Below are 13397 nucleotides of genomic sequence, written 5' to 3'. Positions count from 1 at the left end.
AATTCACATGCAGGCACATGCTATCTGGTACATAATAACATTTAATTCTGTATACGTGAACTAAAAAATAGTTACTCCTAGGAATATTTATTCATAAATATGGAGAAAAACAAGGCATTAAGAACTAAAAAAACATGGATCTCCAGGTGGAGTCCATGTTTCCCTAGTTTACAACTGTATTTCAGACTATATTATCATCATTTTGCATAATTCGATTTAGTTCGCTTACGGGTACAAAATCTAGATGAATACGATCATTCCGTCTAGATTTTGCTAATCGGAAGACGCTCTAAGGATGCATGCCAAATGATTACTTGTCGAAATTCACTTCTGGTGTTGTTAGTTTATCATAGAAATCAACAACCTTGTCCTTGTCTTCCGATGAACGAAGCGCCATCGCCGAACGTGGATGCTCGTCCAATGCACCTGTGATCATGTAAGGCAGAATGTAGCCCCATTCTTCTTTTTCTCTAAGAGGTACCATCAGCTGTTCCAGTACACCGAGTACTGGGCGCAGATTGTATTTCGTACCTTTCAGATGAGCTACGAGCAATTCGGTTGGGCAGTTACCTGCCGCACGGCCCATACCATATACAGAAGCATCAAGAAGCTCAACTCCCAGTTCCGCCGCAACCAATGTGTTGGAGAACGCGAGCTGCATATTGTTATGGGTGTGAACTCCAAGACGCTTGTTAGGCAAGTGAGTCTTGAACTTCTCTACCAGGTATTTCACATCATTATGATCCAGGCTACCGTAGGAATCTACAATGTAAACCACATCTACGGAGCTTTCTTTGATCAATTCAAATGCTTCCAGCAACTCATTCTCCATAACATTGGAGAGTGCCATAATATTCAGTGTTGTTTCATATCCACGATCATGGAATGTTTGAACCAGTGCAAGTGCCTTGTCTACATCTTTGCTGTAGCAGGCAACCCGGATCAGATCCAGCATGCTCTCACTGCGAGGCAAGATGTCGTTCTCATCCACACGTCCAACGTCAACCAGTGCAGACAGTTTGGTATTTCCTTTTTGAGGAATAACTTTACGCAAGAAATCATCATTCAGGAAACGCCAAGGTCCTGCTTCCTCCGCACCTTTCAGCAACTTCGGAGAGTTCTTATATCCAATTTCCATATAATCAACGCCAGCTTCATTCAATCCAGCATACAGCTGTTGAACAAAGTCCACGCTAAAGTCCCAATTATTCACCAATCCGCCATCACGGATCGTACAATCTACAATTTTGCAATGATTTGTCTTCATTAATGTCTGCTCCTTTTCTGACCAACTTGTGTATTCCTCTCATGATACTTGAACGTGACAAGAAAAGTAAAGGGATTCCGGACTTATTTACTTCGATAAGATTTCCAGATTCGGTCAATCTCAACCATATCGGAACGATCCGGAACTTTTCCTCCATAACGCACGCTGTTATACGTATCTGGCAGTCTCGCAGACAGCTCATCTTCTTCTTGCTTCACACCATTTTGAATAATGGTCTGGGCAGCCTCCAGCGGAGTGTGCGTCCCCTGTATTCCCACTCCTCGATGAGCAGCCTTGTCAATCCAAGTCCGATAGTAATACCGAACACGCTCAGCATCCTGCACAGGTGGCGTTTCTTTCTTCCGAAACCAAGTCTTTCGAACTTTTTCCGGCGCCTCAAGCGTCTCACTAACATCCATATACTCCGTACGTGGTTCTGCCTTCTTCACACCTGGTTGTAGCATCCCCTTGAATCGATCCATAAGTCTGTTTATCGTTTTTTGTCCGAACCTCAGAAGCAGCCACAGGATCGCTCCTGCTAAAGCACACATCACTACCCATCCGAGAATGTTCCAAAAGATTGAAGGTTCGGAGGGCGGTTCTCTCCATTCCTGCGGTATATTTATCGGCTGATTAGGGGCGTCCATTGGTAGTTGTGGATCCTCGCCGGAAATCGAGCCAAACCATCCCCTGATCCATGCGAGCAAACGGTCGCGTAGTGGCTTCAACCACGCAGCCAAACTTGGGAAAGCACCGATCGCGACGATGACAATAAACATCCACATGAACCGCTGATGATTCGCACGCGCAAAATCGCGCAATACTAATTTTCGCTTGCCATCATTAAGTATTGCCCGGTCCAGTTGTAGCATATATCGTCCAACCAGCCAGAAGGCAAAGCTGATCACTCCCGCAACATAGATCCACATGGTGTAGGCTTGTATCGGCTGCATGAATTCCAACTGGTTCGAAGCAACCGTAAGCACAATCGCACTGATTACCCCCACAATCTGCAAACGCCATAACAAAACAGAATGAAAAGCTGGCTCGAAGGTCAGACCTGCATAAGCCGAGATGACTCCACACAGCATCAATGTGATGATATCCGGCATCGGTAGAATGAGGCTCATCCCAACTACGAGTCCGAAGAAAAGCCCTATGACGAGTGCCGTTACTCCACGAATAAATGTACTTTTCTCGCTAAAAACCGGAATTTTATGTTGAATGAATTGTCCCAACCAACCCACGAAAACAACCAGAATGAATAGTGTGTAAGGTACATGTTCCATTGCGTAGAATGAAGCAAGCGTAAATATCGGGAAAAGGTATATGCCCGCCATCAAGACTGCAAGCATCGCTATAAGTCCCTTGGTCGTCGCTACCTGTCTGTCCCTCATGCACTCACCGCCTTCGTATCACCCTTCACGTCCTCTACCGGGAGAATCGTCACGCGATGTCCTTGTTCGTGCAGACGTGCAATCTCGTGCTCCATAGCGGCAGATACATAGGACGTAATCAGCAGATAGCTGCGGATTTGCTGTGCTTCTTCATTCAGACGTACTTCATCATTCAGGAATTGCTCCATCGGCACCATGCACTTCAACTCGGTCTCAGCCATAGCTTCCAGAACCCTTTCCAGATGGGGTGTACCATAATCCGGCTCAATCCGAAGTGCATCACGACCTCCACCCACATGATAACCATTATGAGCGAAGCCTGCCGGCAACCCTCTACCGATCGCATCCACTACAGCAGTAGCAGCATAACGTAGCGCCCGTTCAATCTTTTCTGGTCGAGTGACTACACTCCACATATCTGCTGACTCCTGAATGTTAACTACAATCCATGATTGTGGATCTGCTGTCCATCCCTGCTTGTAGACTTGTAATTCACCCGTACGTGCGCTCGCTTTCCAGTGGATACGATTCATCGGGTCGCCTGCACCATAAGGGCGAACACCCAGAATCAGAAACGGATCTTCCACGATCCATCGCGATACTTCCACTTCCCCCTGCCACACTTGATATATGGCGGGAAGATCCTCTGCATTCACTAATGAAGGATACACGACCATGGACATATGCAAAGGAATCGGTTTGGTGGAACGCCACACGCCAAAAAGGTCCCCACCTGTCATGCTTGCTGTATTGAGTGGATAGATGCCACGCTGAGTACATGAGAACGGATGCTTGCGCGTGATACGCGTAAACGGTTTCAATGTGAAAATACTCTTATGGTTCTGATAGATTTCGCCTTGGCTAATATCCATTCCTGAACCGGAACGAAATACAAACGACACAGGCATCATCGCTTCAAGTCTGAGCCAGGGAACGGAGACTCGTTTTTCATTCGATATTGTCTCCACCATCTCAAGTTCATCTCCAGCATAACAACGCAGCTTGCTGAATTGTCTGCTGTACTTGAGCTTCCGCAGTGCAGGTCGTCCGAACCATACACCGTGTATGCCAACGACAATGCCTCCTACAAGGACAAGCCATAATAATGCCATAAGACTAACGCCCGCTTGTAGCGAGGTTCTCCGTTGGCACTTCTGTCTGATTCAGAAGTTCCTGGATGATACGCTCTGCCAAGCCTTCTTGTTGTCTGATCCGGTTACGGAATACAAGGCGGTGGGCCAGCACAGGTTCCGCCAGAACTTTAATATCATCCGGCAAAACAAAGTCTCTGCCATGCAGTGCAGCCCAGGCCTGACTTGCCTTGAGTAATGCCTGAGCCCCTCGTGGACTTACGCCAAGCGAGAGCTCGGGATGTTGCCTTGTCGCTTCGGTTAACTGAATGATATATCGTAGCAAATCTTCGTTGATTTGCACTGTTTTATACGTATCCTGGGCCTTCAAAAGTTCTTCACGACTGATCACTGCCGACAAGTCGTCAACAGAGCGACTGGCTACCGTACGTCTCAAAATTTCTACACTCTCTTCACTGCTCGGATAACCCATGCGAATTTTCATCATAAAGCGATCCATCTGCGCTTCAGGTAATGGAAAAGTTCCCTGGTTATCTATGGGGTTCTGGGTAGCAATAACGATAAATGGCCGCTCCAGCTGTCTCGTTGAACCATCGATACTTATCTGGTGCTCTTCCATGCACTCCAGCAAGCTTGATTGCGTACGCGGTGTAGCGCGGTTAATCTCATCCGCTAGCACAAGATTGGCGAACAAGGGGCCGGGTCTGAATTCAAAATCCCCTTCTTTTTGATTAAAGAAATGAATACCTGTCAAGTCAGATGGCAGCAAGTCCGGTGTAAACTGTATGCGCTGGAATGTGCAGTCCAATGAGGAGGCTACCGATTTGGCGAGCATCGTTTTCCCGGTACCCGGTACATCCTCCAGCAACACATGTCCTGATGCTATGATCGCTGTCATCACCAGCTCTATGGTATGCTCTTTGCCCACAATCACTTTTCCCACGTGATCAATCAATTGTTGATTCATTCGTTCCATTCCTTGGATATCCATCGTATCTCATCCTTCCGTTAATGGAGCTTATGTATTCGCATTCATTACTAACTATAACCCTTTTTGGCAACAAAAAACAAAGAAGTCGGCTATTTGCCGACTCCTTTACGCCCCACTCTTCTCAATATACCAAGGGTAACATAATCATAAACCGCGTACCTTCGCCTTTTTTGCTATCTACAGAGATGGTACCTCCGTGGTTCTTAATGATCCGATAACTCACCGAGAGTCCCAGACCCGTTCCGCTCTCCTTCGTCGTGAAGAATGGATCAAACAGACGCACAAGTGTGTTATGGTCCATTCCCTGACCGTTATCGGCGATGGAGATCTGCACAAACTTGTTTTCCGTAGCGGTAGATATTCGAATCAGGCCAGTGTGTTCTTCGCCGACTTCCTCAATGGCATCCATTGCATTTTTCACCATATTCAAAATAACCTGCTTAATCTGTTTGACATCGATGGACACATTCAGCGGGGCATCCCCTTCATCCAACGTGATCTCGCATCCCTTCATCAAACCTTCGCTCTCTGTCAGCAAGACCACCTCTTTGAGCAAAGAGTCGACAGACATCACGGTCTTCTGAGGGGCTGACGGTTTGGAAGAATTCAAGAATTCGTAGATGATGTCGTTCGCCCGATCAATCTCCGTCAGTATGATGCGAGCGTACTCGTCTTTGCCAAGCTGCAGCAGATGGGGCCGAAGCAACTGGATGAACCCGCGGATTGCGGTTAACGGATTACGAATTTCATGAGCAATAGATGCCGAAATGCGCCCCAGCATCGCAAGTTTGTCATTTTGATAAGCGGTCTGTTCAATCTGTTTATAATCAGATACATCCTTGACACTGAACAAGAAGTCTCCGTCCATCTGATCCCCGTACGTCACAGTAACCAGCCAATGCCTTCCGTATTCATCAATCAACTCATGATAGCGCTTACGATGGAAGATGGTTTCCCGATAAATGCGTAAAATTTTCTTTTTCTTGAATCGGCTCATCTGTGGATGATGCAGCATTTGCATCAGGGTGCAGCCGCTCAACAGACTTCTTGGAAGCTCCAACAATTTTGCCATCTGAACGTTAATAAACGTCAATACACCGTGGCTGTCAAACAACATAATACCGCTATCCAGATGTTCCAGTACATTCTCATACTTGTTGTTATCCAGATGTACGGGCGGGAATCCATCCGTTGGTTGAGGCACTGTATCCTGAAATTCACTAATCATGTCAGGTTCCTCCTTTTCACGTAAATGATAAACTTGCCATTCGGACATCATATCATCACAGAAACAGGAAGGGCCGATTTTATTTTTCATTACCGGTGCCCTTTCGTTGGGGGGCTGAGCCGAAAATATGGATGGCATGTCCGGAACTCAAGCTGGTCTATTCCCGGTAACCAACAGTCGATCCGGAAAATCATATACGTTTGTCCCATTCTGACATTCTCCTATTCCCAAACACGAACATTTTTTGCTCCGCCTCTTTTGCAAGTCTGTTTTTATCATAGACAAGTTTATAGAAGAGAGTCAATCGGAGAAAGTGTCGAATGGAAATTATTTTAAAAAAAACCTCGAATTAGTTCCAGATCAATGCACAAAAACGAAGCCGTTTCGCCCAGGAGGCAAATCAGCTTCGTTTTTAATATCTTTATTTTATGATATATCCGAGAACATCTATAGTCCGGTCTTATTATGCTGAATTTTCAGTCTGCGCTGACTCATCACAGCTAATCGACGTTTAAGTTCGCTTTCCCACTTCTCGTCTTTTGTTTCTTTCGCGAGTCTGAGCAGATCCAGAGCCATATCAATCTGGCGCTGTACAATGACCATAGCATCCTCACTCTCACGGTTTACACAGTTTTCGAAAATCGCATCCTCATCTTCTGTTACATAATCTTGAAAATCGATCTCGGACGCACCGTCTCCATGCGCGTATTCTGCGAGAATTTCATATTCATTTTCCACTTTATAATGCACCTCAACCCGATGACACACCGGGCAAAACAGCAGGGGAACATTATGAACCTGGGTGCGGTAATGCTTCAGCGTGCCCTTCGTTCCAACCATACTTGCCCCACAACAGTAACTCATTTTTGTTCACCCTCCTTATTACGTGCCGGGACTTTTATGTTAAAATGCAATCCCGTACACTTCCAGCACTTCCGAAAAGGAATAGTTCCATCAGTGTATCACATTCATGTACAGATTATAAATGCAGAGCACCGGAATATTTACCGGGTTTCCATACCCTATTCGCCTTGAAGGCCATCAATTCCTCTTTCAACAGATAAAAAGAAGACTTTCTCCTAATACATCATTAACACGTTTAGCTGCTTGTTCAAACACTTTTGATTAACTTCGTGATAACTTCCGGCAAAAGGGTGCAAAAAGCCCTCAATCCCTAACGGGATGAGGGCTTGAACAAAAACCGTTCAAGTTAACCTGGCTTACAGGTTAGTGTCGCCTGGTTTCCAGTTCATTGCACACAATCCGCCGGATTGCAGTGCTTGCAGTACGCGAAGTGTTTCTTCAACACTACGGCCTACATCGTTGTGGTTAACCACTTGATATTTCAGTTCGCCTTCTGGATCGATGATGAACAGACCGCGCAATGCTACGCCTTCTTCTTCGATCAGAACACCGTAATCTTTAGCTACTTGCTTCGTGATGTCGGAAGCCAGTGGGAAGTTCAATTGACCCAGGCCATTGCTGTCTACAGGTGTATTGATCCATGCTTTGTGGCTGTGTACGGAGTCTACGCTCACGCCAAGGATTTCAGTATCCAAAGCTTTGAATTGCTCGGAAGCAACGCTCAAAGCTGTAATTTCAGTTGGGCACACAAATGTGAAGTCCAAAGGATAAAAGAAGAATACGAGCCATTTGCCACGATAATCGGACAGTTTAACGGAACCAAAGTCTTGTCCGTCTCCCGATACTGTTTCCATTGCGAAATCCGGTGCTGGTCTACCTACCAAACGTTCTGCCATAACTAAAAATTCCTCCTTTGGGATTATGTAAGCATCCTTGCGGATTGCTCATCATCAAGAAAAACGCGTACGCTTTTCCTGTAATTAAAATGATTTGAACCTTGATAACAAGTACAAGTAAAATGTTATCATCCGGACTTCCCAAAGTCAAGATTATAAACATTATTTTTTTATAATTATTATAAATAAGGATTTTTCGTGGCAAAAAATATAAAGGAACAGCCCTCTGTACATTCCATAATTGGAAACAAAGGGCTGTCGTGTTGTTGGTAATATAATTACGCTTGTTTCTGAATAGCCGCCACGATCAAATCGCCCATTTCGGTCGTGCTGATCGCTGTGCTCTTATCTACAGCAATATCACTCGTACGGTGTCCTGCGTTCAGTACATCAGATACAGCTGCTTCGATAGCGTCCGCGCCTTCTGCATAACCAAAGGTTGTACGGAACATCAGCGCCAAAGAGAGAATGGTTGCAATCGGGTTAGCAAGGCCTTGACCCGCGATATCTGGTGCGGAACCATGTACCGGCTCATAGAGTCCAAAGCTGCCCTCTCCCAGTGATGCAGATGCTAGCATACCGATGGAACCCGTCAGCATCGCTGCTTCATCACTCAGGATATCTCCGAACATATTTTCCGTTACGATGACATCGAAGCTGGCTGGACGACGCAACAATTGCATCGCGCAGTTATCTACCAGCACATGCTCCAGTTCAACATCCGGATAATCCGGTGCTACCCGGTTCACGACTTCACGCCAGAGACGGGAAGTTTCCAATACGTTGGCTTTGTCTACAGAAGCGAGCTTTTTGCGACGTCCTTGCGCAATTTCGAATGCCTGACGAACGATCCGCTCCACTTCTGTTACATTATATGCACATGTATCTACTGCCTCTTCGCCATGTGCACTTTCACGTCTGAACTTCTCACCGAAGTAGATCCCACCTGTCAATTCACGTACCACCATCAGATCTGTACCTTCCAGTACTTCCGGCTTCAGAGTTGAAGCATCCTTCAGGCAATCAAATACGACAGCCGGACGAAGGTTGGAGAACAATCCGAGTGCTTTACGAATACCCAGCAGGCCTGTTTCCGGGCGAAGCTCCTTACTGTTGTTATCCCATTTTGGACCGCCAACCGCTCCAAGCAGGACTGCATCTGCACTTTTACATACGCTCAGTGTTTCTTCAGGAAGAGGTGTTCCCTTCTCATCAATTGCGATTCCGCCAAACAGCGCATGCTCTGTCTCAAAACGATAACCGAATACTTCCTCCGTACGTTTAAGCACTTTCTCAGCCTCAGCTACCACTTCAGGGCCGATTCCATCACCAGCAATAACTGCAATTTTTTTCACGTCTGCCATTGGGTTGTCCACTCCTTATATTTCATTCATTAATTATTCATAAAGTAACGTCTCATATTAACTCTCTCTTTTGTATCATATTCCAAGGTCATTTGACCAAGATATACAATCTATGACTTTAATAGATTTTACCTATAAGCCAATAGAGATTGGCCTTTCCAAGTTGTTCTGACCTCCCGGCTGAGTTAAAATATAGCTGAATTCAAATCAGGTACGCAGGAGGGATAAGCAACATGCAATATTCGTATTTGGGTAAATCAGGCCTCAAGGTCAGCCGAATCTGTCTCGGTACCATGAATTTCGGGCCTGCTACAGATGAAAAAGAAGCTTTCCGCATTATGGACGCAGCACTCGATGCAGGCGTGAACTTTTTTGATACCGCTAACATCTACGGTTGGGGTGAAAATTCCGGCCTTACCGAAGAAATTATCGGACGCTGGTTCAACCAGGGTGGGGGCAGACGTGAAAAAGTAGTTTTGGCCACCAAAGTCTATGGCTCCATGCATGATGATACAGACGGCCCCAACAACGAAGCTGGCCTCTCCGCCTACAAAATCAGACGGCATCTGGAGGGTTCCCTCCGCCGCTTACAGACCGATCATATCGAGCTATACCAGATGCATCATGTAGACCCTGCGATATCATGGGACGAGCTGTGGGGTTCGTTCGAGAATGCCGTTCATCAGGGTAAAATCGGTTATGTAGGATCGAGTAACTTTGCTGCATGGCAGATTGCAATCGCTCAAAGTGAAGCCAAGAATCGTCATTTCCTCGGCCTGGTTTCCGAACAACATAAATATAGTCTCAACTGTCGTTTGCCTGAGTTGGAAGTACTGCCCGCAGCCAAAGAGCTGGGCCTCGGCGTCATTCCATGGAGTCCACTGGATGGTGGGTTACTGGGACGTAACGCTCTGCAGAAGCTGGAAGGAACACGTAGCGGGGGCATCGCTGGACGGATCGAGCAGCAGCAAACTCAGCTTGAAGACTTTGCCGCACTGTGTCGTGATCTCGGTGAACCACAGGATACGGTGGCTTTGGCATGGGTTGCAGCCAATCCGGCAGTGACCGCCCCGATTATCGGACCACGTACGCTGGAGCAATTTGAGACCGCACTCAAATGTCTGGACGTGACTTTGGATGAAGCCGTTCTCAAACGTCTGGATGAGATTTTCCCGGGTCCAGGTGGGCATGCACCTAATGCATACGCGTGGTAATAGCTCGATAGCGTAAGCCAATGCAATAGGTAATCGTAGAAAAGGTTCTGTGTTTTACTGCCATAATTATATAAATACAAGCAAAAGAGTCTGACCCTCCACAGGAGAGTCAGACTCTTTACGTCCCTCACTACACGTAACAAAGCAAGCCGAACGATCTACCAAATCAATTCAGATCGAGATAGATCTTCCTGGCAGCGTACATACGTCCCAGCTTTAAGTTCAGTTCAAAGAAGGTGGTGTGCTTCTTTCATCGGAGCCTACAGGTTAACGTTTACACGGTTCGTATATGTTTTGCGCTTCTCAATCAATTGATTCAGGCCGTCTACATAGGCACGTGCACTTGCACCCAATATATCTGTGCTTACGCCACGTCCTTGTACCGAAACCTGATTCTGAGTCAGCACAACATGCACTTCACCCAATGCATCCTTACCATGCGTTACCGATTTGATGGAGTAGTCAGACAACGTTACGTCTTCCCCACTCACTTGGTCAATCGCATTGTAGATTGCATCTACCGATCCGTTACCCTCTGCTTGCTTCTCAATCGTATCCCCGTCAAGCGTTGCAATGCGGACTTTGGCCGTTGGTACCGATTCGTCTCCGTACGTTACGAAGATGGATTCCAGTTTATACACCTCAGGTGCATCCTGCAATTTCTCTTCAATTACGGCAAGCAGATCTTCGTCAGTAACTTCTTTTTTCTTATCAGCCAGATCTTTGAACTGAGCGAAAGCACGATTCAATGCTTCATCTTCCAGCTCATACCCCAGATCAATCAACCGTTCACGGAAGGCATGACGACCAGAATGTTTACCCAGTACAAGTTTGCTTTCCTTCAGACCGATGGACTCTGGAGTCATAATCTCATACGTTGTTTTTTCCTTCAACATGCCATCCTGGTGAATCCCGGATTCATGTGCGAAGGCATTCGCCCCAACAATGGCTTTGTTTCCAGGCACAACCATCCCTGTCAAACGGCTAACCAAACGACTGGTCCGTGTAATCTCAGACAACTGCAGCGATGTTTTCGCCTGGAAAAATTCCTGACGTGTCTCCAGCGCCATAGCAATTTCCTCGATCGCCGTGTTCCCGGCACGTTCACCAATACCATTGATCGTACCTTCGATCTGATCGGCTCCGTTGAGAATGGCTGCAAGTGTATTGGCCGTCGCCATACCCAGGTCATTATGACAGTGGGCACTCAGCTGTACCTTTTCAATGCCGTGTACATTCTCCTTGAGATGTTTGAAAATGTTTCCGTATTCATATGGGCTCAGGTAACCAACCGTATCCGGAATATTCACGACGGCTGCACCTTCTTCCACAGCCATATTCACCATTTCCACGAGGAAATCATACTCGGTACGACCTGCATCCTCAAGTGAGAATTCAATCTTCGAGAATGTTTTCTTTGCATAACGAATCGCGGAACGAGCTGTATCCAGTACCTGCGCTTTGTCCATGCGCAATTTATGTTGGCGGTGAATAGGTGAAGTTGCCAGGAAAACGTGAATGCACGGATCCTGTGCACCTTTAAGTGCTTCTTTAACCGCATCAATGTCTTGCTCTCTGGAACGGGACAAGCCAATTACAGTCACATTTTTGACCGCATTTGCTACTGCATTGACAGCTGCCAGGTCACCTGGAGATGCCGCCGGGAAACCCGCTTCCATCCGGTCAATGCCAAGCCGCTCGAGCTGATGGGCAATTTCCACCTTTTCACGAGTGTTCAGATTGACTCCCGGGGATTGCTCTCCATCACGCAGCGTTGTGTCAAATACATAGATTTTACGCACGCTTCGCACCTCCTGTACTTGTTATTATATGTTTCTCTGAACCAGCAATAGCGGCTCACGCATAAAGCACGGCCGCTATTCCCAGTTAAAGCTCTAAGTTTACTTGAATACCTTAAAGTGCATGTCTAGAAGTTAATGCTTACTTCTTGATCCAGTGCATCATCTCACGCAATTGTCCGCCAACCACTTCGATTGGGTGTTCAGCTTCGTTACGACGAGTTGCTGTCAAGAATGCACGTCCGGATTGGTTTTCCAGAATGAAGTCGCGTGCGAATTTACCTTGTTGGATATCCGTCAGCACTTCTTTCATTGCTTTCTTGGTATCTTCAGTTACCACGCGAGGTCCAGTTACATAGTCACCGTACTCAGCTGTGTTACTGATGGAATCACGCATGCTTGAAAGTCCGCCTTCATACATCATGTCAACGATCAGCTTCAGTTCGTGCAGACATTCGAAGTATGCCATTTCAGGAGCGTAACCCGCTTCTGTCAATGTTTCGAATCCAGCTTTTACCAATGCACTCACACCACCACACAGAACAGCTTGCTCACCGAACAGATCTGTTTCTGTTTCTTCACGGAAGGAAGTTTCGATAACCCCTGCGCGTGTACAACCGATACCTTTAGCATAAGCCAAACCGATTTCTTTAGCTTTACCCGTTGCATCTTGCTCAATCGCGATCAGGCCTGGTACACCAAAACCTTCCACATAAGTACGACGTACCATGTGACCAGGGGACTTAGGAGCTACCAGCAATACATCGCTGTTTTTTGGAGCAACGATTTGACCGAAATGAACGTTGAAACCGTGTGAGAAGAGCAATGCAGCGCCTTCTTTCAGGTTTGGTTCGATTTCGTTTTTGTATACAGAAGCTTGAGTTTCGTCTGGCAGCAAGATTTGAACTACATCTGCGCGACTTGTTGCTTCAGCCGGGGACAGAACTTCAAATCCGTCATTTTTTGCAGTGTCGAAGGATTTACCTTCACGAAGTCCGATGACTACGTTCAATCCACTATCACGAAGGTTTTGAGCTTGGGCGTGGCCCTGGCTACCATAACCGATTACCGCGATCGTTTTTCCTTTCAATACGTTAAGCTCTGCATCCTGTTCATAATAAGTAGTTACTGGCATGTTTATAAGTCCTCCTTTGTATTGTAAAGAACCCTTCATTAATGAGCGGGTGTCTCAAGGGACCGCCTCGCTTGGAGTGTCAAAAGCATCTCTGGTCTGATCCGATCCGTTCAGACACCCGCCCATTAATGCGGGAATGTAGCTATATTTT

At 46.5% G+C, this 13397-nt stretch carries 11 protein-coding genes; 1 reads left to right on the top strand and 10 read right to left on the bottom strand.

From position 1 onward, the window contains the following. Window positions 1–310: 310 nt before the first annotated feature. From MHI12_RS08710 to leuB, 8 genes are all read right to left on the bottom strand, one after another. Entirely contained in the window at window positions 311–1267 is a 957-nt protein-coding gene (locus tag MHI12_RS08710; RefSeq protein WP_076330255.1) for an aldolase catalytic domain-containing protein, read from the bottom strand. 83 nt (window positions 1268–1350) lie between these two features. Beyond that, complete coding sequence (locus MHI12_RS08705; protein ID WP_405172165.1) at window positions 1351–2664, bottom strand: DUF4129 domain-containing protein; 1314 nt, start codon at window positions 2662–2664, stop codon at window positions 1351–1353. After that, window positions 2661–3776: a DUF58 domain-containing protein gene (locus MHI12_RS08700; protein WP_405172164.1), complete on the bottom strand. Its 1116-nt coding sequence runs from the start codon at window positions 3774–3776 to the stop codon at window positions 2661–2663. Before MHI12_RS08700 ends, MHI12_RS08705 begins: the two co-directional genes overlap by 4 nt. 4 nt (window positions 3777–3780) lie before the next feature. Beyond that, a complete protein-coding gene (locus MHI12_RS08695; protein WP_405172163.1) occupies window positions 3781–4746 on the bottom strand; it encodes an AAA family ATPase in 966 nt (321 codons plus the stop codon). 121 nt (window positions 4747–4867) lie between these two features. Beyond that, complete coding sequence (locus tag MHI12_RS08690; RefSeq protein WP_062833434.1) at window positions 4868–5974, bottom strand: PAS domain-containing sensor histidine kinase; 1107 nt, start codon at window positions 5972–5974, stop codon at window positions 4868–4870. Between the two features lie 447 nt (window positions 5975–6421). Continuing rightward, entirely contained in the window at window positions 6422–6838 is a 417-nt protein-coding gene (locus MHI12_RS08685) for a hypothetical protein (protein ID WP_017689649.1), read from the bottom strand. Window positions 6839–7194: 356 nt separating this feature from the next. Continuing rightward, window positions 7195–7734 (bottom strand): peroxiredoxin, encoded by a 540-nt coding sequence (locus MHI12_RS08680; protein WP_036610146.1) that lies wholly within the window; start codon window positions 7732–7734, stop codon window positions 7195–7197. Window positions 7735–8012: 278 nt separating this feature from the next. Further along, on the bottom strand, window positions 8013–9098 hold the full coding sequence (leuB, locus tag MHI12_RS08675; protein WP_405172162.1) for a 3-isopropylmalate dehydrogenase: 1086 nt from the start codon (window positions 9096–9098) through the stop codon (window positions 8013–8015). A gap of 233 nt (window positions 9099–9331) precedes the next feature. Between leuB and MHI12_RS08670 the strand changes: the two genes are divergently transcribed. Next, entirely contained in the window at window positions 9332–10312 is a 981-nt protein-coding gene (locus MHI12_RS08670; RefSeq protein ID WP_036669756.1) for an aldo/keto reductase, read from the top strand. A gap of 260 nt (window positions 10313–10572) precedes the next feature. On the opposite strand, the gene MHI12_RS08665 is transcribed toward MHI12_RS08670, so the two are convergent. Together MHI12_RS08665 and ilvC are read right to left on the bottom strand one after the other, a co-directional pair. After that, window positions 10573–12114: a 2-isopropylmalate synthase gene (locus tag MHI12_RS08665; protein WP_405172161.1), complete on the bottom strand. Its 1542-nt coding sequence runs from the start codon at window positions 12112–12114 to the stop codon at window positions 10573–10575. 139 nt (window positions 12115–12253) lie between these two features. After that, a complete protein-coding gene (gene ilvC / locus MHI12_RS08660; RefSeq protein WP_036669754.1) occupies window positions 12254–13246 on the bottom strand; it encodes a ketol-acid reductoisomerase in 993 nt (330 codons plus the stop codon). Window positions 13247–13397 lie beyond the last annotated feature (151 nt).

Source organism: Paenibacillus sp. FSL H8-0280, from assembly GCF_045040665.1.
In the GTDB taxonomy this organism is placed as follows: Bacteria; Bacillota; Bacilli; order Paenibacillales; family Paenibacillaceae; genus Paenibacillus; species Paenibacillus xylanexedens_A.
This window is presented reverse-complemented; position numbering and strand designations above follow the sequence as displayed.